This is a genomic window from Streptomyces sp. NPDC050703 (genome assembly GCF_040654435.1).
Classification (GTDB): Bacteria; Actinomycetota; Actinomycetes; order Streptomycetales; family Streptomycetaceae; genus Streptomyces.
Genome location: NZ_JBFAHX010000015.1, coordinates 145,150 through 167,105, shown reverse-complemented (window position 1 = coordinate 167,105; position 21,956 = coordinate 145,150). Strand labels below are relative to the sequence as shown.

The 21,956-nt window shown below is 73.2% G+C and carries 13 protein-coding genes; 5 read left to right on the top strand and 8 right to left on the bottom strand.

All coding sequences use genetic code 11. From position 1 onward, the window contains the following. Window positions 1–138, top strand: a 138-nt coding sequence (locus AB0I16_RS16965) for an integrase core domain-containing protein (RefSeq protein ID WP_363250174.1), incomplete at its 5' end; no start/stop codon positions are given. On the opposite strand, the gene AB0I16_RS16960 is transcribed toward AB0I16_RS16965, so the two are convergent. After that, entirely contained in the window at window positions 135–863 is a 729-nt protein-coding gene (locus tag AB0I16_RS16960) for a leucine-rich repeat domain-containing protein (RefSeq protein WP_363250167.1), read from the bottom strand. The two genes, AB0I16_RS16965 and AB0I16_RS16960, sit on opposite strands and share 4 nt — an antisense overlap. A 225-nt stretch (window positions 864–1,088) precedes the next feature. On the opposite strand from AB0I16_RS16960, the gene AB0I16_RS16955 reads away from it, so the two are divergent. Further along, window positions 1,089–1,589 carry a hypothetical protein gene (locus AB0I16_RS16955; RefSeq protein WP_363250166.1) on the top strand — a complete coding sequence of 167 codons (501 nt, stop codon included), beginning with the start codon at window positions 1,089–1,091 and terminating at the stop codon, window positions 1,587–1,589. Window positions 1,590–1,758: 169 nt separating this feature from the next. On the opposite strand, the gene AB0I16_RS16950 is transcribed toward AB0I16_RS16955, so the two are convergent. The 3 genes from AB0I16_RS16950 to AB0I16_RS16940 form a co-directional block, all read right to left on the bottom strand. Further along, complete coding sequence (locus AB0I16_RS16950; protein WP_363250165.1) at window positions 1,759–3,750, bottom strand: N-acetylmuramoyl-L-alanine amidase; 1,992 nt, start codon at window positions 3,748–3,750, stop codon at window positions 1,759–1,761. Between the two features lie 280 nt (window positions 3,751–4,030). Beyond that, the gene (locus AB0I16_RS16945; protein ID WP_363250164.1) at window positions 4,031–4,864 is read right to left on the bottom strand and encodes an alpha/beta hydrolase; all 834 of its coding nucleotides are present in this window, start codon (window positions 4,862–4,864) and stop codon (window positions 4,031–4,033) included. A 188-nt stretch (window positions 4,865–5,052) separates the two neighbouring features. Then, window positions 5,053–6,240 (bottom strand): aminoglycoside phosphotransferase family protein, encoded by a 1,188-nt coding sequence (locus AB0I16_RS16940; protein WP_363250163.1) that lies wholly within the window; start codon window positions 6,238–6,240, stop codon window positions 5,053–5,055. A gap of 234 nt (window positions 6,241–6,474) precedes the next feature. Between AB0I16_RS16940 and AB0I16_RS16935 the strand changes: the two genes are divergently transcribed. Further along, on the top strand, window positions 6,475–7,965 hold the full coding sequence (locus AB0I16_RS16935) for a hypothetical protein (RefSeq protein WP_363250162.1): 1,491 nt from the start codon (window positions 6,475–6,477) through the stop codon (window positions 7,963–7,965). A gap of 61 nt (window positions 7,966–8,026) precedes the next feature. Here AB0I16_RS16935 and AB0I16_RS16930 read toward each other — a convergent pair whose 3' ends face one another. The 4 genes from AB0I16_RS16930 to AB0I16_RS16915 form a co-directional block, all read right to left on the bottom strand. Continuing rightward, window positions 8,027–9,445 (bottom strand): SpoIIE family protein phosphatase, encoded by a 1,419-nt coding sequence (locus AB0I16_RS16930; protein WP_363250161.1) that lies wholly within the window; start codon window positions 9,443–9,445, stop codon window positions 8,027–8,029. A 341-nt stretch (window positions 9,446–9,786) separates the two neighbouring features. Continuing rightward, entirely contained in the window at window positions 9,787–10,431 is a 645-nt protein-coding gene (locus AB0I16_RS16925; RefSeq protein WP_363250160.1) for a response regulator transcription factor, read from the bottom strand. A gap of 13 nt (window positions 10,432–10,444) precedes the next feature. After that, on the bottom strand, window positions 10,445–11,761 hold the full coding sequence (locus tag AB0I16_RS16920) for a sensor domain-containing protein (RefSeq protein ID WP_363250159.1): 1,317 nt from the start codon (window positions 11,759–11,761) through the stop codon (window positions 10,445–10,447). 87 nt (window positions 11,762–11,848) lie between these two features. Next, window positions 11,849–13,231 (bottom strand): MFS transporter, encoded by a 1,383-nt coding sequence (locus tag AB0I16_RS16915; RefSeq protein ID WP_363250158.1) that lies wholly within the window; start codon window positions 13,229–13,231, stop codon window positions 11,849–11,851. Between the two features lie 886 nt (window positions 13,232–14,117). Here AB0I16_RS16915 and AB0I16_RS16910 point away from each other — a divergent pair. Both AB0I16_RS16910 and AB0I16_RS16905 read left to right on the top strand, forming a co-directional pair. Next, the gene (locus AB0I16_RS16910; RefSeq protein ID WP_363250156.1) at window positions 14,118–20,117 is read left to right on the top strand and encodes an acyltransferase domain-containing protein; all 6,000 of its coding nucleotides are present in this window, start codon (window positions 14,118–14,120) and stop codon (window positions 20,115–20,117) included. After that, window positions 20,114–21,934: a non-ribosomal peptide synthetase gene (locus AB0I16_RS16905; protein WP_363250155.1), complete on the top strand. Its 1,821-nt coding sequence runs from the start codon at window positions 20,114–20,116 to the stop codon at window positions 21,932–21,934. Before AB0I16_RS16910 ends, AB0I16_RS16905 begins: the two co-directional genes overlap by 4 nt. Window positions 21,935–21,956: the final 22 nt, after the last annotated feature.

Sequence of the window (21,956 nt, the reverse complement as noted above, 5' to 3'; positions counted from 1 at the left end):
CCCTACACCAGCAACACAGAGCGGACCGCAGCCCTGGCAGACTTCCTCCACACCTACAACCACCACCGCTGCCACACCGCACTCGGCGGCCAGCCGCCCATCAACCGCGTCAACAACCCTGCGGGTCAATACACCTAGCGGAGCACCACGCAGCCCTTCTCCGTGAGCGCGCGCAGCAGCCCGTCGTGGATCTGGACGCCGTTCCAGCGCAGGTCCAGCTTCTCCAGGGCGGGCAACTCCGCGAGCCAGTCGGGCAGTCGGCGGACGGCGTTGCCCCGCAGGTCGATGCGGCGCAGCAGCGGCAGGCCGCGCAGGGCCTCGGGGACGGCGGTGAAGGCGTTGTCCCGCAGTTCCACCTCGCGCAGCTCGCGCAGGCGGTGAACGGACCGGGGCAGGTCCCCGAGCCGGTTGCCGCGCAGCCACAGCTCGCGGAGCGCGGCCAGCGAGCCGATGGTGTCCGGCAGACGGGTCAACTCGTTGTGCTGCGCCCGGAGTTCCACCAGGCCGGTCATGCCGCCGAGCGCGTCGGGCAGTGCGGTCAGGCGGTTCTCGCCCACGTTCAGGTAGGCGAGCCGGGTGAGACGGCCGAGGGACGCGGGCAGCTCGGTGAGGTCGTTGTCGTGGAGGTAGAGGAAACGGCTGAGCCGGGTGAGGCCGCCGAGCTCGGCGGGGACGGCGCGCAGCCTGTTGTGACCGAGGTCCAGCGTGTGCAGGTCCCCGAGGGTGCCGATGCGCGGCGGCAGGTGCGTGAGCGCGTTGTCGGGCAGGAGCAGCACCTCAAGGCGCGGATGGTGCCAGACCTCGTCCGGCACCGCGTCCAGACCGCCGTGCCAGTAGTCGAGTACGGTGCTCGCTTCACCCATGCCCTCGGCCCCCTCCGTCTCCGCCGGGTGCGTCATTCTCCCCCCGCGACCGACACCCGCCGACACCGGGCCACGCCCGGACACCCACCCGGCCGCACCGCCGACGCACGCCCGCGTGCGGTTCGGCGAGGTGGGCGTGGAGGGTCCGGCGAGGTGGGCTCGGACGGCGCGGCGGGGCTGCTGCCCCCGCGGCGGGAAACCTCGCGGGCCACGTACCATGGGCGCATGTCCTTCCTCCGCCGCCGCAGCTCCGCCACCCCCGCGGGCCCGGACTTCGACGTCCTGGCCATGGATCCCGGTGACTGGCCCGGCAATCTCGGCGCCGGCCTGCTGCCCGCGCCCGACGGCAGCTGCCAGGGCGTGTTCCTGCGCTACGACCTCTTCGGCGGGCGCGGCCCCGCGATGATCATCGGCAACCTCCCCGAGGGCTCGCCCGCGCGGGAGACCGAGGAGGGGGAGATCCCCTTCGAGGTGGCGCAGCTGCTCCTGGCCCTGGAGAACGACGAGGACATCACGGTCGTCTCCACGGAGGACCTGCCGGTGATGCAGGGGGACAACCTCCTCATCGTGCGCCGTCTGAAGCTCTCGGAGAGCCGCATCTCGTGCGTGCAGTTCGACCGGAGCGACAACGTCCTGGTGACCATCGCCGCCTGGGACCGCCCGATCACCGACGATCTGTACGCGCTCCTGAAGCCGCTGCCCGCGGAGCTCTTCCAGCAGGGCTGACCCGCACGCGGCGGTGCCGCCCTCCCCACCACCCGGGGCGGCGGGCGGGCCGCGCCACCCGCGTCGCCGCCGGAGCGTCCCGCACCCGCGAACTCACCCTGCGCCCATCCCGTTCCGGGTCCGGGCCGCCCCCACACGGGCGGCCCGGACCCGGCCGGTCATGCCACCCTCACTTCGACGAGGGAGCCACCCGCACATCGGCCGCCCGCACGTACCCGATGCGGTGCCCGTACTGGATCACGTAGTACATGTCCTTGCCGCGCACCACCCGGTGCGGCGCGGTGTCGAACGTCGGGGCGTAGAAGTACTCGCCGGGGACCTTGTCGCCGACCACGTACTTCTGGCCCGCGAGGATCTTGTACGGCAGCGGCGAGACGGCCTGGACGGGCACACCCGCCGGGTAGGCCTCCTTCTCCGGGTAGGCGCGTCCGTACACCGGCACCTCCGTCGCGCCCTCCTTCGGCGTCACCACCAGGCCCTTGGCGTCGACCGCCGTGGGCTGCTTCTTCGGGTTCTTGAACCAGGCCTTCTGGCCGAGGTACCAGACGGCCGTCCAGTCACCCCTGCGCTCGGCGACCGCGTACTGCTGGCCGGTCGAGAGCCGGGCACCGACGTCGTTCACGTCGATCGTGGAGTCCTGGCCGCCGGGCCGCTTGCCGATGTCCTTGATCAGCGGGGCGTCGTCGCGCGGCTCGGTGTGCACGCGCACCGCCGCCGAACCGTGCGGCACGCACTTCTGGCCGGGCTTCTCGCAGCCCGTGTACTCCGGCGTGTTCTTCGCGTACTCCGGGGCCACCGTCACCACGCCGCCCTTCGCGCCGGCCGTGCGCTTGAACGGCTTGCCGAGCAGTGTGAAGTAGTGCTGCCAGTCCCAGTAGGGGCCCGGATCGGTGTGCATGCCCGGGATTCCGGCGCTCGTCGTGCCCTGCACGTTGTCGTGGCCCAGGATGTGCTGCCGGTCCAGCGGGATGTCGTACCGCTTGGCGAGGTACTTCACGAGACGCGCCGACGTCCGGTACATGGCCTCGGTGTACCAGGTGTCGGGGGCGACCAGGAAGCCCTCGTGCTCCAGGCCGATCGACTTGGAGTTCACGTACCAGTTGCCCGCGTGCCAGGCGACGTCCTTGGCCTTCACGTGCTGGGCGATGTGGCCGTCCGTGGAGCGCAGGGAGTACTGCCACGACACGTAGGTCGGGTCCTGCACCATCTTCAGGACGCCCTCCCACCGGCCCTCGGTGTCATGGATGATGATCGAGTCGATGCTCTGGCTCTTGGGCCGGTCCCCGAGGTCGTGGTTGCCGTAGTCGGGGTTGCCGTTCGGGTCCTTGAACTCCTCGTACGGCGCCGGAATCCACTCGCAGGCGACGGTCCTCGGACACTCCGTGCCGCCCGTCGGCGCCTTGCGCAGGCCCATCCGTTCGAGCTGCGAGGCGTCGGGCCCGAGCCCCGGTACCGGCGCGAGCGTCACGCGCTGGCCGGCGTCCGTGGTGCGCCGCTCGCCGTCGCGGATGACGGCGAACACGTCGTTCGCGTACGTCGCCGCCGTCGCCTCGTCGTCCGCCCCGGAGAAGCGGGCGATCGCGCCGTACCAGTCGGCGGGGTCACCGCCCAGCGGCTTGCCGAGCCCCTTCTGGGCCGCGGCGAGCAGCGCCGCGCCGCCCTCCACGTTCGCGGCGGTGTCGGTGCGCAGCTTCTCGGCGGGCAGGCCGGTCAGCTCCGCCGCGCGCGGCAGCGTCTTGAGCCGCGCGGGGACCTCGCTCTCCGCGGGCACGTGCGCCTTCGGCGGCTTCGCGGGGCGCGAGGTGTCGCCGCGCGGGTCCTCCGTGCCCTCGCTGTGGTGCGAGGCGGCGGCGAGGGCGGTGCGCGCGTCGGTCAGGTGCATGGGGCCGTAGCCGCCGGTGACGCTGGCCGCGCCGCCGTGCGCGTCCCAGCGGGACTGGAGGTAGGAGACGCCGAGCAGCACGCTCTGCGGCACGCGGTACTCCGCGGAGGCCGCGGCGAAGGCGCTCTGCAGGTCGGTGTCGGACGGGGGTCGGGCGGCGCCGGGCGACGGGGCCGCGCCGAGCAGCGGCACCAGCAGCCCGGCCGACGCGAGAGCGCCCGCCGTCCTGATGGTGCGTCTGCGCGCGGACGACGTACGGGCACGTGCGGATGCTCGCAATGCAGCCTCCTGGGACGTCTGGGCCGGTGATGCGTGACGGGGTGTGCGGGCCGGGCGTGGGTCAGTGGTACCGGCTCGCCGACGATCCGTCAATCATGTCCAGGACAAGTGATTTCCCAAGTCAGCGCTGGTCCGGCCGGGTCAAGGAGAGTTTTTCGCCAGGGAGGCCACACCGCCTGCGGCGCGTCAGTGGCGTGGACCAATGAGCGGAGTGAAGATCACCTGTTCGGATGACGAACGCGAACCAGGTCCAGGCCGCCGGCACGGCGCGCCGCCCCGCTCAGGTGAAGCGGCGCACGAACGCGAGTGCGGTGTCGGCCACCTCCTGCCACCGGCTGTCCAGGGTCAGCGCGTGGTCCCGCCCGTGCAGCTCGACGATCTCCGTGACGCCGGAGTTGGCCTTCTGCCGCTTGTACGCGCCGTTCGCCATCGACCAGGGCACCGCGTTGTCCTTCCCGCCGGAGATGATCAGCAGCGGACCGCGCCGCGGCGTCCGGCAGTCCGCCCTGGCCTCGGTGCGCGGATTGAGGTTGGCCAGCGCCGCCTGCGCGGGCGCGACGCAGGGCGCGGGCACGGCGTAGCGGTCGTAGATGGCCCTGGCCTCCTCCTCGCTGACGGCGTTGGCGTACGCGTAGCGGAACTGGGGGAACGTCAGGGGCTTGGCGCGCTTGCGGTCGGCCGGATTGGCGATCATGGGGCGCAGCGAGCGCACCGTCGACAGGGGCAGCGCGAGCACACCGCGGAACGGCGCCGGGTCGATCGCCACGGAGACCGCGGACAGGCCGCGCCCCGCGAGCATCTGCGTGAGCAGTCCGCCCACGGAGTGCCCGACGACCGCGGGCTTGCGCTCCAGCGTGCCGATCAGGCCGGCCAGGTGGTCGGCGACCATCTTCACGCTCTTGCCCGCGATGGCCTCGGGGTGCTCGCGGGCCTCGGCCACCGTCGCCGGTTCGCCGGGCCAGGTGAGCGCGACCGGCGCGTAACCGGCGGCCTCGAAGTGCGGGAGCCAGTGGTCCCAGCTGCTTGCCAGCATCCACAGGCCGTGCACGAACACGACCGGTGTGCGACCGGAGGCGTTGGCCCGGTCGATCTGCTCTGCGTCATTGACGGACATACCCTGACGCTACGGTCGCAAGTCCGCAGCCGTACGGGGAACATGACAGGATGGCCGATACTCCCGCCCGCGCGGCCGGAGTGGCGCGGGACCGGCGCGGCGAGCGGCCGCAGGCACGGACCAGGGGCATGCGAAGGTCCGCGGTGCGCCCGGACCCCCCCCGGCGCGCCGCGGACCTCCGGTCCCCGTCAGCGAGTGCCGACCGCCGCACGCACGGCCCGGCGGGCCAGCTGGCAGTCGTCGTGCAGCCGCCTCAGCAGCAGCCGCTGTTCCTCGCCGGACGGCACAGCACCGGGGTGGGCCGCGCCCGGTGCCGTCGGGGTCGTCCCGTGCATCGAACGCTGCACGGCCATCTCGTACGTACGGATCTCACGGGTCAGCACCAGCATCAGGTTGACCAGGAAGGCGTCGCGCGCCGCCGGACCCGCGTTCTGCGCCAGCTGGCTGATCTCGCGCCGCGCCACCGGGGCGTCACCGAGGACCGCCCACAGCGTCGCCAGGTCGTACCCCGGCAGGTACCAGCCCGCGTGCTCCCAGTCGACGAGGACGGGCCCCGGCGGCGAGAGCAGGATGTTCGAGAGCAGGGCGTCGCCGTGGCAGAACTGCCACATCGCGTGCGGCCCGCCACTCTGGTGGACGGCCGAGTGCGCGATCCCGTGCAGCAGCTTCTGCAGGTCTCCCATGTCCCGGTCGGTCAGCAGGCCGAGCTCGTGGAAGCGGGCGATGCGCCGACCGTAGTCCAGCGGCCTGCCGAACACCTCCATCGGCGGCTGCCACTGGTTGAGGCGGACGACGGAGCCGAGCGCCGCCCGGATGTCCGCCCGCGGCGGACACTCGATCGGGTGCCGCTGCAACGCCGCCACGCGTCCCGGCATCCGCTCGATGACCAGCGTGCAGTCGTCGGGGTCCGCGGCGATGAGCCGCGGCGCCCTGACCGGCGGGCGGTGGCGGACGAAGGAACGGTAGGCGGCTATTTCGTGCCGTAGCCGCTCCGACCAGGCGGGCGAGCGGTCGAGCAGGCACTTGGCGACGGCGGTGCCGCGCCCGACGGTGCCGATGAGCAGGGCGGTGCGGCCGTTGCGGCGGAGCACCTGTACGGGGTTGAACTCCGGGCAGATGCGGTGCACCGAGGCGATCGCGCCGCGCAGTTGCGCCCCTTGGGGGCCGGACAAGTCGAGTCTCCCGCTGAGCGGTTGCGTGCCGGCCCCGGGCGGTCGGTGCGCACGGCCGACGCCGAGCTGCGCGGTGGCGGACCGCACCGGCTCCAGATAGGGGCCGCTCCCCGGTGAGGGGGGCGTCTCGCGGCCCCGCTGGGCGGGGGGACGCGGGTGCGGCGGCCGGGGCGGGGCGGACACGGAGGACGATGCTGCGTGCATGGGCGATACAGATCCCTTCGTGTGCCTGTGCATTGCGTGCGCCTCCCGGCCCGGCCGCTTCGGGTGCACCCTGGGGAGTGCCTTGCGGCGACCGGGTCGGGGTGGCGCACTCCTACCTGACACCCGGCCTCCCCTGGCACACCATGTGGCGCACCCTGGCGAACCCTGGCGAATAGTCGCTCAGCAACTGACAGACGGTTACTGTCAACTCAGCCGAGAACCTGGGGGCTTGACGTGAACGGACAACCCAACACCCGCCTTTCGGACCTGTTCGGCCTGGCCGGCTGGTCCAAGGGTGAGCTCGCGAGACTGGTGAACCGGCAGGCGGCGGCCATGGGCCACCCGCAGCTGGCCACCGACACCTCGCGGGTGCGGCGGTGGATCGACATGGGGGAGATCCCGCGCGATCCGGTGCCGCGGGTGCTCGCGGTCCTGTTCACCGAGCGTCTCGGCCGTGTCGTGACCACTGAGGATCTCGGTCTGGTCCGGCAGGGACGCCCAGGAAAGCGGCAGGGCGACGGGAGTGTGGAGCACCCCGACGGCGTGCCATGGGCGCCCGAGCGGACGGCCGCGGTCCTCACCGAATTCACGGGAATGGACCTCATGCTCAACCGACGCGGCTTGGTGGGCGCGGGCGCTGCGCTCGCCGCAGGCTCCGCGCTCAGCAGCGCCATGCATGACTGGCTGCACGCCGACCCGGCCCTCGCGGCCGACGCCCCCCGTACCCACGACCCCCTGCACGTCGACCCCGCCGCCGACCGCTACGAGGCCGCTCCCATCGGTTCCCAGGAGATCGAGGAACTGGAGCGCTCGGTGGAGGTGTTCCGCGCCTGGGACGCCTCCCGCGGCGGCGGACTCCAGCGCAAGGCCGTGGTGGGCCAGCTCAACGAGGTGGGCGGCATGCTCGCCTACCGCCACCCCGACCACCTCCAGCGGCGCCTGTGGGGCGTCGCCGCCAACCTCGCCGTGCTCGCCGGCTGGATGTCGCACGACGTCGGCCTCGAACCCACGGCGCAGAAGTACTTCGTCATCGCGGCGCACGCGGCGCGGGAGGGCGGGGACCGGCCGCGGGCCGGGGAGGCCCTGTCGCGGGCCGCGCGCCAGATGGTGCACCTCGGCAAGCCGGACGACGCCCTGGACCTGATGAAGCTGGCCACGTCGGGCGGCGGCGAGGAGGCCCTGCCGCGCACCAAGGCGATGCTGCACACCATCGAGGCCTGGGCGCAGGCGTCGATGGGGCACGGCCAGGCCATGCGGCGCACGCTCGGCCGCGCCGAGGACCTCTTCGTCTCCGACAAGGGGGACAGGGAGCCGCCGAGCTGGATGCAGATGTTCGACGAGGCGGATCTGCACGGTATGCAGGCCCTGGCCTACCGCACCCTCGCCGAGCACGACCCGGCCGCCGCGACCGTCGCCCAGCGGCACGCCAAGCTGGCCATCGAGCTGCGGGCCAAGGGCCGCGACCGCTCGCAGATCTTCGACTACATCTCACTGGCCTCGGCCTGCTTCATCGCCGACGACCCGGAGCAGGCCGACCGCTACGCACGCCTGGCCCTGGTGTCGATAAACTCCAACTCCTCCCACCGCACCTGGGACCGGCTGCGCGAGATGTTCCGGCTCACGGCGCAGTACTCCGACTTCCCGAAGATCCAGGACCTGCGTGAGGAGATCAGGCTCGCGCTGCCGAAGGGGGGCAGGACGGCGGGCAGGACGGCGAGGGCGTGACGCGCCCGTTCTGACCACCGGACCGTGGGCACGGGAGTCTGCCCACGCCGTCGGACGCGGGCTAGACCCGTGCCATCAGCAGGCAGGCGTCGGCCTCACGCGGTGCCTCGTCGAACGCCTCCAGGACGGCGCGCACGCAGTCCTGCGTGCCGAGCGCCCCGGTGAAGCGGGGGGCCATCGCGAGCAGTTCGGTCGTGGCCGCGTCCCGGTCGCATCCGGGGACGAGGCCGTCGGTGTGCAGCAACAGGAGGTCACCCGGGCGGAGTCGCACTTCGGCCTGCGCGTACGAGACTCCGGAGGCGGTCCCGAGGGGCACGCCGGCCGGTGACGTCAGCGCGCGCCCCGTCCCTTCGCGGAACAGGAGCGGGGCGGGGTGTCCGGCCTGCGCCCAGACGAGGCGGTGGCCGGCCGGGTCGTAGCGGCAGCAGACGGCGCTGCCGGTGGTGGGGCGCCCGGTGACCTCCAGCAGCTGGTTCAGCCAGCTCAGGAGGTGGCCGGGGCCCGCTCCGGTGACCGCCGTGCCGCGCAGGGCGCCGAGCAGCATCGCCAGGCCCGACGTACTGGAGACGCCGTGTCCCGTGAGGTCGCCGACGCTCAGCAGGACGTCTCCGTCCGGCAGGCGCAGGGCGTCGTACCAGTCGCCGGCGAACAGGGCGCCGGCGGACGAGGGGAGGTGGTCGGCCGCGACGTCGAGGCCGCCGGCGGAGAAGCACAGGGCGTCGTGCCAGGGTGGCAGGACCGCTTCCTGGAGGGCGGACGCGAGGCGGTGATCGGTCTGCGCGCCGTCGCGCGGGCGCCGCAGCGAGTCCTGGCTCTCGTGGACGGCGAGCCTGCTGCGGCGCAGTTCGCTCACGTCCCGCAGGACCGCCCACATGGAGGCGGTGGAGCCGTCGGCCGCGAGGACCGGCTCGCCCATCATGTGCACCTGGCGCACGCCGCGGCCGGGCCGCACGACGCGGAACTCACCGTCGATCGGCTTTCCGTCGACGAGGCAGTCCGTGACCATCGCGGTGAGCAGGGGCTGGTCCTCGGGGTGCACCAGGGAGGGGAGTTCGTCGAGGGAGAGGGGCGGGGCGGCCGTGTCGCGGCCCAGGATCTCGTAGAGCTCGCCGGACCAGGTGGCCTCGTCGGTGAGGAGGTCCCACTCGGCGCTGCCGACCCGGCTCAGGAGGGAGCCCCTCCGCGGCTCCCGCGCGCTGGACCCGGCCGGCGCCCCGGGTTCGCCCGCGGCCCCCGGCGGCCCGTCCCGCAGCTGGGCGAGATGGCCGTCGAGGTCGTTGAGCTGGTGCACCGCCAGGTCGTACAGCGCACGCTGCCAGCGTCCCTCGGGGTCCACGCCGTCGGGGCCGTCGGGTGAGGTCTCGCGCCGCATGGCGTCCACCTCGCCGCGCAGGCGGCGTGCCTGCGAGATCAGCGCGTCGACCGCGCCGCGCTCGGGCGGCTGGGCGGCGGCGTGATCCGCGAAGACGTGGGACGGCATGGGGTGCTCCGTGGGAGAGGCGGCGCGAACCGGCTCGGCGGTGGGGGACCGCTCATGACTTTGGCACAGCGGGTGGGGGCCCGTAAGGGATTTGGCAACAGTCGATGCAGTGATGCTTACGGCATATGCCTTTGTCCTGCGGGTATGTGTTTACTGGGGCGTAAGTCCATGGATGTGTGGTGAAGAACGCGTAGGTGTTTCGGGTCGGAATGCGGAGTTCCTGCCTGGTCCCGGAGGCGGGGGAGAGCCGGTTCGTCCACGTCGCTCCGGTCCGTCCCGTTCCGTACCCCGACAGGGCCGCGCGGCACGTTCGACGGTCGAGCGCGTGTGCTGATCCGGGCTCAGGAGCGCAGATGGCGGATGACGGCGAGCACCCGTCGGTTGTCGTCGTGCGACACGGGCAGCCCCAGCTTGTCGAAGACCGACGCCACGTGTTTCTCCACCGTCCCCGCGGTGACGAAGAGGGCCTGCGCGATGGCCGCGTTGGAGCGGCCCTGCGCCATCAGCGAGAGCACCTCGCGCTCGCGGGCCGTGAGCGGCGCCAGTTCGGCCGCGCGGCGCCCCGCCCCGGCGAGCTGCGTGACGACCTCGGGGTCGAGCGCCGTGCCGCCCGCCGCCACGCGCTCCAGCGCGTCCGTGAACTCCGCGACATTCGCGACCCGGTCCTTGAGCAGGTAGCCGACGCCCGCCGAGCCCGCCGCGAGCAGCCGCGTGGCGTACCGCGTCTCGACGTACTGGGAGAAGAGCAGCACCCCGGTGCCGGGGTGGCGGGCGCGGATGCCGATGGCCGCGCGCAGCCCCTCGTCGGTGTGGGTCGGCGGCATGCGGATGTCGACCACGGTGACGTCGGGCCGGTGCTCGGCGACCGCCGCGCCGAGTGCCTCCGCGTCGCCCACGGCGGCGGGGACCTCGTGCCCCCGCTCGATGAGCATCTGGGCCAGCAACTCCCGCAGCACGGCGGCGTCCTCGGCGATCACGACACGCATGAGCGGCATGTTCTCACGCGCTCAGCGGCAGCTCGACGGTGACCGCGGTCGGGCCGCCCGCCGGGCTGCGGACCTCGATCCGCCCGTCGACCGTGCGGACCCGCTGCGCGAGCCCCGCCAGGCCGCTGCCCCCGCCGGGCGCCGCGCCGCCGTGCCCGTCGTCGGTGACCGTGAGCCGCAGCAGCCCGTCCCCCTGGACCAGATGGACCGCCGCCCGGCCGGCCCCGCTGTGCTTGATGACGTTGGCGAGCAGCTCGGCGGCGCAGAAGTAGGCGATGGTCTCGATCGCGGGCGTGGGCCGCACCGGCACGTCCGCCGAGAGTTCGACCGGCACCGAGCTGCGCGCGGTGAGCGTGGCGAGCGCGTCGGGCAGGCCCTCGTCGAGGGCGGGCGGATGGATGCCGCGCGCCAGGTCCCGCAGTTCGGTGAGGGCCTGGGTGGTGTTCTGGTGCGCGCCGTCGACGAGCCGCCTGATGCGGGGCACGTCCAGGGGCCGGCCCGCGTCGAGGCCCTCCTTGACCATGTCCAGGCTCATCGCCACCGCGACCAGGCGTACTTGCGCGCCGTCGTGCAGATCCCGCTCGACCCGGCGCAGCAGCGCCACCGAGTCGTCGACGGCGAGCGCGCGCGTCTCCTCCAGATCCCGTACGCGGTCGGCGAGCCGGCCGGGACCGAGCAGCGCCCGGATCAGCCAGCGGTCGCCCGCCACCACGACCCGGGTGACCCAGGGCGCGCACAGCAGCGTCACCGCGCCGACGAGGACCGCGCCCCAGGTCCCCGCGAAGGTGTCCGCGTCCTGCCCGCCGAACGGCAGCGGGCCGACGACCGGCATGCCCTCGGCGGAGCCCGGCTCGGGGTGCTGTCCGAACACCGTCCAGCGCACGGGCGCGGAGAGGTTCACGAGGCCGGTGAGCCACCAGAGCACGGCGTACGCGTGCAGGGCGCCGACCGGCAGCTTCGCGAGGACGTAGGCCGCCGCGCGCCACCCGGTGCCGTCCCGCAGCCGCGCGTCGAGGCGGCCCACGAAGCCCCGGCCCGGCCGGAACGGCGGCGGGGCCTGCGTCCGTTCACCGAGCAGCGCCCCGGCGAGGCCGCGGTGGACGCCGGCCAGGGCGCGGGCGAGCAGCAGCCCCGCGATGACGAGGAGCGCGCCGGCCACCGCGAGCAGCAGCGACACCGTCAGCGCGACGCCGAGCGCGAGCACCACCGTGAGGAGCGGCCCGCCCACGAGACCCAGCGGGGAGCCGGCCAGGCAGTACGCCGCCTCGCGCCGTGCCCTGCGGCTGAACGGGGCCCCGGCCGCCGCGCGGATGATCTCGCGTATGCGCATGCGGCCAGTGTCCCCGCGGCGCGACGCGGCCGGGAACGCGGCTGTCCCGCACCCGCTCCGGGGGTTTTCCCCCGGAGCGGGCGCGCCCTACGGTCCGGCCGGGCTCCGGCCGCCGGGTTCCCCCCGGCGGCCCGTCATGGCGATGACGACCGCTCCGACCAGGCACGCGGCGCCGCCCACCAGGTACGCGATGTGGTAGCCGCCGAGTGTGTCGTCGCTGGTCGCCGCGGCGAGGACCATGACCGCGACGCCGACGCTCGCGCCGATCTGCTGGGCCACCACGTTCACCGCGCCGGCGACCGCGTGGCCCTCCGGCGGGACGCCGGTGAGTGCGGCGGACGTCATCGACGGGAAGTTCAGGCCCTGGCCGATGCCGCTGATCAGCAGGCCGGGCAGGATGTGCAGGAGGTAGGAGCCGTCGTGGGGCGTGCTCATCCACAGCGCCGTCCCCGCGCCGATCAGGACGAGCCCGACGACCATCAGCGTGCGCGGGCTGTACTTGGCCAGCAGGCGCCCGGTGGCGAAGTTGGCGGTGAGGAAGACGCCCGCCGACATCGGCACCAGGGCGAGGCCGGACTCCAGCGGGGAGTAGTCCAGCATGTCCTGCAGATACAGCGGCGCGAAGAAGAGCTGCCCGACCGAGCCCATGTACTGGAGGAACGCCGCCAGGCTCGCGGACCGCACCGAGGAGACGCGGAAGAGGCCGAGCGGCAGGACCGGGTCGGGGGTGCGGTGTTCCCGTACGACGAAGAGGAGCAGGAACGCCACCGCCGCGACGAGCGAGGTCCAGGCCAGGGCGCCGTGACTGCTCGCGCCGACGACCAGCAGGGTGAGCCCGAGGGTGCCCGATATCGCGCCCGGCAGGTCGAGCCCGCCGCCGCGCCCGGCTCCGTCGGGCAGCCCGGCGCGCGTCGCCGCCAGCACGGCGAGGCCGAGGAGCACCGAGAACCACAGCACGGAGCGCCAGCCGAGGAACTGGGTCAGCACACCGCCGAGGAGGACCCCGCCGCTGAAACTCGCGGCGCCGACCGCCGCGTACACGCTCAGGGCCCGGTTCCGTGCCGGACCGGCCGGGAACACCTCGGTCAGCAGCGCCAGCGCGGCGGGCCCCGACAGGGCGGCGCCGATGCCCTGGACCGCCCGCGCGCCGAGCAGCACCCCGGTGTCCGGGGCCAGTGCCCCGGCCAGCGCGGCCACCGTGAACAGCGCGACACCGGCCTCGAACACCCTGCGGCGGCCCAGCACATCGGCCAGACGGCCGCCCACCAGCAGGAAACCGGCGAACGTGACCGCGTAGGCGATCATGACCCACTGGAGCGTGGACTCGGCCATGCCGAACCGGTCACCCACGGACGGCAGCGCGGCGTTGAGCACCGCGAGACCGCTCACGTCCAGGGCGAGCGCCCCGGCGAGCACTCCCAGCGCGAGGCCAGGCCGCTGCCGTGACATCACCTCGGTATTACCGGTCACGCGGGCCTCCCGGCGAACGCGCCGCGACCGGGCCCTAACCGGGTGCTCTTTCCTCCGGCGGCGGGCGCCCCGGCCGGCGCGGGACCGTGGTTCAAGATTTTCATGGCGAGAGCTTGCAACGCCGTTCGACCCGCTGTCCAGACGGGCCCTTCCGTCCCTTGCCCACCATGAGGTCCATATCGCCCCAAAGCCGTGGCCCGGCAAGAGGGCGAACCAGTCACGGGGGGTCCATTTCACGCCAGTGCACCATTCGGCCACGGGGCACTCTTGTTCCACCATTCACAGAGTGGCAGTCTTCGGTTCGTCGGTCGGGCGAGTACCTGGTGCTACGTTCCATGTCGGACCACGTAATTGCCGACCGACACAGTGAATTGCCCAGCAGAACGCATGATGTGCGCCGGCGGCCGGGCCGCCGGGAGTGATCCTGGATCGGATTGCGTGTCCGATTCAGCCAGGACGACTTAACGGGGGTCGGACCGCGGTGCGGGTACCACGTTTTCTCCAGACAAGCCTTCCCGTCAGGGGCGGCACGCTCGGCCAAGCACGTCCCGGGTCCCTCCGCCACTGACCCTGTTGCCCCTCGGGCCATCCTCCTCACCGGACTCGACGCGTAGAAGCGAAGCTTCCGTGTCCTGAGCCATTCCGATCGTCGGCCGCCCGTGCGCCGGCCAGTGCCCCTTGCCGCCATCGACCGCGCCCGTACTCGACGGCACGGCCACCGATGTGCCGCATTCACCTCGATCCGCCGTCCAGAACGGGGCGGCGGATTACCCGAGCCACAAAGCAGCCGGACACGAACCGTACCGGCCCATTCGATCCGCCCTGCCGAGGAGCCGAAATGCCCCCAGCGCGCGCAGTACGAGATTCGCATGCCATAACGGAGTTCTTGCTTTCCCGTGTCGCCGACCTGATGGACCTGCCGAAGAACGCGGTGGACCGCTCGGCACCGATGCAGCGGTATGGCCTGGATTCGCTGAAGTTGTCGACCCTTGCCGCCTCGTTGTCCGAATTCCTCGGCTGGAAAGTCCCCCTCACCTGGATGTGGCAGCATCCGACCGTCGACGCGCTCGCCCGCGCGCTCGCCGAGGGCCCGCGGCCCGAGCGGACCGCCCCGAGCGGACCCCGCCGCACGGCGACGCACGAACCCGTCGCGGTCGTGGGCATCGGCTGCCGCTTCCCCGGCGGCCCCGACCCCGCCGCGTTCTGGCGACTCCTGGCCGAGGGGCGCGACGCCGTCGGTCCGGTGCCCGCCGCGCGGCGCGAGCTCCTGAACGACCGGGTGCGCTGGGGCGGGTTCATCGACGGCATCGACCGGTTCGATCCGCTCTTCTTCGGCATCTCACCGCGCGAAGCCGTCCAGATGGACCCGCAGCAGCGCCTGATCCTCGAACTGGCCTGGGAGGCCCTGGAGGACGCGGGCGTCGCGCCCCAGAGCCTCGTCGGCACCGACACCGGCGTGTTCATGGCCTCCTGCTGGGGCGACTACGCCGCCCTCGCGCACTACCGCGGCCCCGACAGCCAGATCACCCCGCACACCGCCACCGGCATGCACGACGGAATCATCGCCAACCGCGTCTCCTACATCCTCGGACTCCAGGGCCCGAGCATGGCCATCGACGCCGCCTGCGCCGGATCACTGGTCTCCGTACACGTGGGATGCCAGTCGATCTGGCTCGGCGAGAGCGAACTGGTCCTCGCCGGCGGAGTCAACCTGAGCTTCGTCTCCGACTACTACACCGCCATGGACGCCATGGGCGCGCTCGCCCCCGACGGCCGCTGCAAGTCCTTCGACGCCCGCGCCGACGGCTACGTACGCGGTGAGGGCGCCGGCGTCGTCGTGCTCGCCCCGCTGAGCGTCGCCCTCGAACGCGACCTGCCGGTGTACTGCCTGATCAAGGGCAGCTCCTCCCACAACGACGGCCTGAGCAACGGCATGACCGCGCCGAACCCCCAGGCGCAGGAGAAGATGCTGCGCACCGCCTACGAGCGGGCCGGCATCGATCCGCACCTGGTGGACTACATCGAGTGCCACGGCTCGGCCACCCCCCTCGGCGACCCCATCGAGGCCAACGCCATCGGGGCGGTCCTCGGCGGCGACCGCGCCGAGCCGCTGCGCCTCGGCTCCGTCAAGTCCAACGTCGGGCACCTGGAGGCGGCGGCCGGCATCGTCGGCCTGGTCAAGCTCGCCCTCTCGATGCGCAACGGCGTGCTGCCGCCGAGCCTGCACTACACCGCCCCGAACCCGCAGATCATGTTCGACGAGTACCGCCTCACCGTCCAGGACCGGCTGACGCCGTGGCCGCGACGGTCCGACGCGCGCCGCGGCGGCGTCAGCTCCTTCGGCTTCGGCGGCGCCATCTGCCACGTCGCCGTCGAGGAGCTGCCCCGCCCCGAGAGCTCGCTGCTGCTCCTCGCCGCGGACTCCCGCGAGGCGCTCGCCGAGCGGGCCGCGGCGCTGCGTGACGCGAGCGACCTGCGGGCGCTCTGCCGCCGGTCGCCCGGCGACGGCGCCTTCCGGCTCGCGGCCGCCGCGTCCGGCATGACCGAACTCAGGGCGCAGCTCGACGCGTTCGCCAGCGGCGCGAGCGCCGCCGGGCTGAGCGTGGGGGAGCGGGGCGCGCGCACGCCGCGGGTGGCCTTCCTGTTCTCGGGCAACGGCTCGCAGTGGGTGGGCATGGGCCGCCAACTGCTCGCCGGAATGCCCGTGTTCCGCCGCTCCCTGATGCGCTCCGACCGGCGGATGCGGGAGCTGCTCGGCTTCTCGCCCGTCGAGCAGCTGCTGGCGCCCGACGGGCGCATCGACGACATGGACGTCTTCCAGCCGCTGCTGTTCTCCCTCCAGGTGGCGCTCGCCGACACCTGGCGCGCGCTGGGGGTGGAACCGGACGTCGTCGTCGGGCAGAGCGTCGGCGAGTTCGCCGCGTCCCACATCGCCGGGGCCCTCGACTTCGACGACGCCTCGCGCCTGGCCGCCCACCACGGGCGGCTCCTCCAGCAGCTGGCCGTGGGGCGCGGCGAGGGCATCGTCGTCATGACCGGCGCGGACGAGGCCGAGCGGTACCTGACCGGACAGCTCACCGTCTCCGGCCGCAACGGCCTGAACTCCACCCTGGTCACCGGCACACCGCAGGAGATCGACGACCTCGTCCAGCGGCTGACCGACGCGGGCGTCACCAACCACCGGGTCCGCATGGGCCACGCCCCGCACTCGCCCCTGGTCGACCACGTCCTCGCCCCCCTCAAGGCGGAACTCGCGGACATCGCACCCCGCACCACGCGCATCCCGATGATCTCGACGGTCACCGGTGAACGCGTCGACGGCTCGGAGCTCGGCCCCGACTACTGGGCGGACAACCTGCGCCGGGAGATCCGGGTGGTCGACGCCCTGACCGCGCTGCGCGACCACGACATCGACGCGGTGATCGAGGTCAGCCCGCACCCCGTCCTGCTCAAGTCGGTCTCGGAGATCCTGCCCGCGGCGGCCACCCTGCCCTCCCTGCGGCGCGGCGCCGACGAGGCCGCGGTCCTGCTCGGCTCGCTCGGCGCCCTGTACGCCGCGGGTCACCCCGTCGAGCCCCACCCCTTCCTCGCGGGCGACCGGGGACGCCACGTCACCCCGGGCGAGGCCGACGCCCCCGCCGACGAGCGGACGCAGCTCGTGACCGTGTCGGCGCGTACGCCGGGCGCGCTGGCCGACACCTGCCGCGAACTGTCCAACCACGTCGAGCGCGACGCGGGGCTGCGGGTCTCCGACCTCGCCTACACCCTCGCGACCAGGCGCACCCACCACAGCCACCGGGTGGCGCTGTTCGCCCGCAACCGCCGGGACGTCCTCGACGGACTCGCCCGCGTCGCCGCGGGCCGGCCGCACCCCGACGTCATGACCGGCACCGTCGCGGGCAACGGCGACCGGCGGGTGGCGCTGGTGTTCTCCGGCGGCGGCACGCAGTGGGTCGGCATGGGCCGGGAGCTGATGCGCTCGCACGACGGATTCCGTACGTGGATGAACGCCTGCGACGACGCCGTGCGCGCGGCGGGCGGCGGCTCGGTGCTCGACCTGCTCGCCGCCCCCGCCGAAGAGGCCCGCTACGAGGAGATGGACCGCCAGCAGCCCGTCCTGTTCGCCCTCCAGGTCTCCCTGGCGAAGGTCTGGCTCGGACTGGGCGTCGAGCCGGTCGCCGTCGTCGGGCACAGCCTCGGCGAGGTCGCGGCGGCCTGCGTCGCGGGATCGCTCTCGCTCCGGGACGCGGCCCGCGTGGTGGTCGCCCGGTCGCACCTGCTCGAAAGGAAGGCGGCGGCCGGCGCCATGATCTCCGTGGACCTGCCGGAGGCCGAACTGCTGCCGAGGCTCGCCCCGTACGCCGAGCACGCGGCCGTCGCGGTGGTCAACAGCCCGACCAGCGCGGCCGTCTCGGGCTCGCCCGAAGCCGTCGCCGCCCTGGAGGCCGACCTGCTGCGGGACGGGATCTCGACCAGGCGCATCCGGGTCGAGCGGCCGGTGCACAGCCCCGGCATGGACCCGCTGCTCCAGCCGCTGCGCGAGAGCATCGAGGGCATCACCCCGCTGACGAACACCATCCCGTTCCGTTCCACGGCACTGGCCGACACGGTGGACCCGGTCGCCGACGTCGAGTACTGGGTGCACAACCTGCGCAACCAGGTCCGGTTCGCCGAGACGATCGGGGCCCTGGTCGACGAGGGGGTCGGCACGTTCGTCGAGATCGGCCCGCACGAGACGCTGCGGGGCGCGGTCGAGGAGATCGCGGTGACCCGCGGCGCCCAGGTGCACGCGGTCAACTCCCTGCGGCGCGGGGAGAGCGACGTCCGCTGTCTGCTGGGGGCCGCCGCGTCGCTGTACGTCAGGGGCCTGCCGCTGACCTTCGACCCGCTCTTCGGCGACGACGTCGAGGTGGTGGAGACCCCGCTCGTGCAGTGGCAGAAGGACCGCTACTGGCTCGACACCACGCCCCGGCCCCAGGCCGCGGCGGCCCCCGCCCCCGCGGCCGTCGAACCGGTGGCGGTGGCCGAGCGGGTGGAGCGGCAGCCCGCACAGACCGCTCCGGCGGCCACGTCGGTGCGGGACGTCGTCCTCGCCGAGCTCGCCGACGGCCTCGGCGTACCGGTGAGCAGGTTCGACGAGAACGCGACGCTGCGCGAGTTCGGCCTGGACTCGATGCTGGCGATCCGCCTGGTCAACCGGATGCAGGCGCTGTTCGGGGAGCGGGTGTCCCCGGTGGTGTTCCTGGACGGCAGGACGATCTCCGCGGTCGTCGGGCACTTCGTCGAGCTCACCGGCGGACCGCCCGCGCCCGCGGAGACACAGCCGGCCCCGGCCCCGGAACCGCGGCCACGACCGCTGGCGGCGGCCGAGCCTGCGCCGGCGGCGGCAAGGCCCGCGCCCGACCGCGGCTTCCTCGACGACCTCTCCGACCTGGACGCCGAAGAACTCCTGGAGGAACTGGCGGCACGCGGGCTGATCGACCCCACCGACGCGCCGGCGGCCGACCAGCTGCGCGCCGACGGCCTGGGGCTCGACCTGGCGCCGACCTCGCACGGCCAGGCCTCCCTGTGGTTCATGCAGATGGTCTCGCCGGACGCCGTGCCCTACAACTTCATGGTCGCGGCCCGCGTCCGCGCCGCCGTCGACGAGAAGGCACTGGAGCGCGCCGTGGCGGCCGTGATGGAGCGGCACCCCGCGCTGCGCACGCTCTTCGTGGAGGCCGGCGGCCGCCCCTACCAGGTCATCCTCGATGAACCCGTCTACGAGTTCGTGGTCGTCGACAGCACGGAGCTGGACGACGAGGAGGCCCGCGAGGAACTGGCCGCCCTGGGGCACGCACCGCTCGACATGGACAACGGGCCGCTCGTACGGGTGGTCCTGATGACCCGCGGCCCCGAGGACCACTACCTGCTGGTGCTCGTCCACCACATCGCGTCGGACGCGGCGTCGGCGGACGTGATGATCCGCGAACTCCAGGAGTTCTACGAGGGCGCCGACCCCGCCGGCAGCGCGCCCCCCGCCCCCTACACGGAGTTCGTCGAGTGGGAGCGGCAGTGGCTGTCGGGCCCCGCCGCCGACGCGGCGCTCGACTGGTGGACGCATCGGCTGGCCGATCCGCCCGCCCACCTGGACCTGTCCACCAAGGAGCGTCCGCCGGGCGTCACGTACGAGGGCCGCGACCTCGCGTTCCGCTGGAGCGCCGAGGAGAGCCGCCTGCTGCGGGAGTTCGCCGTCCGCGAGGGCGTGTCGATCAGCACGGTCGTGCTCGCCGGGTTCTTCGCCACGCTCAACCGGGCGACAGGAGCCGAGGACTCCGTACTGGCCACCGCCATCGCCCAGCGCGCGGAACCCGGCTGGGAGTCCGCCATCGGCTACTACCTGAACACCGTGCTCGTACGGGCGAAACCGGCGGGTGACCGCTGCTTCCGCGACCTCCTCGGCGAGGTCCACGCCTTCTCGCTCGGCCTGCTCGAACACATGAATTACCCCCTCGACCTGCTGGCGGCCACCCTGAAGCCCCCGAGGGCGGAGGGCCGCTCCCCGTGGTTCGACGTGGTGGTCAACTGGCTGTCCTCGGACGCCTTCCCCCGCTCCGTGAAGCTCTTCCACGGCGTCGGCGACACCATCACGCCCGACAGCGCCCTGCCGCTCGAACCGCTCCCGGTGCGCAGGCACCTCGCCAAGTTCGACCTGGAGATCTCCATGGCCGACATCGACGGCGAGGTGGCCGGCCACATCCAGTACAAACCGAGCTATCTGGAGAGGCAGACCGTGACGGACCTGCTCGCGCTCTACCGCACCGTTCTCTTCGACTCGATCGCCCACCCCGACCTGGCCCTGAAGGACATCGCGCCGGCCAGCGGCCCCGAAGGGAAGGACCAGTGACCGACACCCTGCACTCCGAGTTCATCGAGCGGGCCGTCAAGAACCCCGACGCCCCCGCGGTCTACTCCGACGCGGGCGTGGTGACCTACGGCGAACTCGACGAGCGCTCCCGCGTCCTCGCCGCACGCCTCGTCGCCGACGGCGCGGGACCCGGCGTCCCGGTCGGCATCTGCGTGGAGCGCACCCCCGACCTGCTCGTCGCCCTCCTCGCCACGCTGCGCGCCGGCTCCTGCTACGTCCCCCTCGACCCCAACTACCCCGCGGAGCGCCTGGCGTTCATGGTCAGGGACAGCGGTACCCGGCTGCTCCTGACCACGCCCGCCTCCCGGGCCAACTGCCCGGCGGGGCCGACCGTGGTCGTGCTCGGCGAGAGCGTGCGGACCGAACCCGGTGAGCGGCCCGTGCCGGTCGTGCCCGAGGACACCGCGTACATCATCTACACCTCGGGCTCCACCGGACGCCCGAAGGGCGTGGCCATCCACCACCCGGGCTGCGTCGCGATGCTCGCCGAACTGGACCGGATCTTCGAGGGCTGCGACCTGAGCGGCGTCTCGGCGGCGAGTTCCGTCTGCTTCGACATGTCCGTGATGGAGATCTTCGGCGCGCTGTGCCGCGGCGGTGCGGTCGTGCTCGTACAGAGCGCCGTCCACCTGCCGGAGAGCCCGCACGCCGACAGGGTCACGCACCTCAACGTCGTCCCCTCGGTGATGAACGGGCTGCTCGACGCCGGATACCTGCCGCCCAACGTGCGCACGATCGTGTTCGGCGGCGAGCCCCTGCGCCGCAAACTGGTGGACCGCGCGTACGCGGAGACCGGCGCCGACCGGGTCTTCAACGCCTACGGGCCCACCGAGGGAACCGTCTTCTGCTCGTTCGGGCTCGTACCGAGGGACGGCACCGGCGAGCCGACGCTCGGCCCGCCGTCCTCCCACGCCCGCGCCTACGTGCTCGACGAGGACAGGAAGCGGCTGCCGGCCGGAGTACCCGGCGAGCTGTACATCGGCGGCGCCGGCCTGGCCCACGGCTACGTCAACCGGCCGGAGACCACGGCCGAGCGGTTCCTGGCCGACCCGTTCGTGGACGGCGAGCGCATGTACCGCACCGGTGACGTCGTCACCCTCACCGAGGACGGCGAACTCCGCTTCGGCGGCCGCACCGACCACCAGGTCAAGCTGCGCGGCTACCGCATCGAGCTGGAGGAGGTCGAGGCCCGCCTCACCGGCTGCCCCGAGGTCAGGGAGGCCGCCGCCGTCGTCCGCGGCAACCGGCTGATCGGCTACGTCGTACCCGAGGGCGACGCCCGCGACGACGTCCGTCTCGACGCCGCCCTCCAGTCCACCGTCAACGGCAGGCTCGCCACCGAGCTGCCCGACTACATGGTGCCCGCGACGCTCGTGTTCCTGCCCGCCCTGCCGCTCGCGCCCGGCGGGAAGCTCGACCGCGCCGCGCTGCCCGAACCGCCCGCCGCCGACACCGACGCCCCCATGACGGCCGCGAGCACGCCGACCGAGGTGGCGCTCTCGGAGATCTGGGGCCAGCTCCTCGACCTCGAACCGGCGGCCATCGACGTCAAGGCCGCCTTCTACGACCTCGGCGGCGACTCACTGCTCCTCGTCCGCCTCGCCAGGCTGATGACCAGGCGGTTCGGCCGCCGCGTCCGCGTGCCCGACCTGTTCAGCTTCCGCGACATCTCCTCCCTCGGCCGCTGGCTCGACGAGGAGAGCGGCGCCACCCCCGAGGCGGTCACCTCCGCCCGCCGCCGCGCCGGCACCCGCCGCGCCGTGCTGCGGGGCCGCGCCACCTCCCACGGCAGCTGAGCCACCCCGACCCGAGACGAAG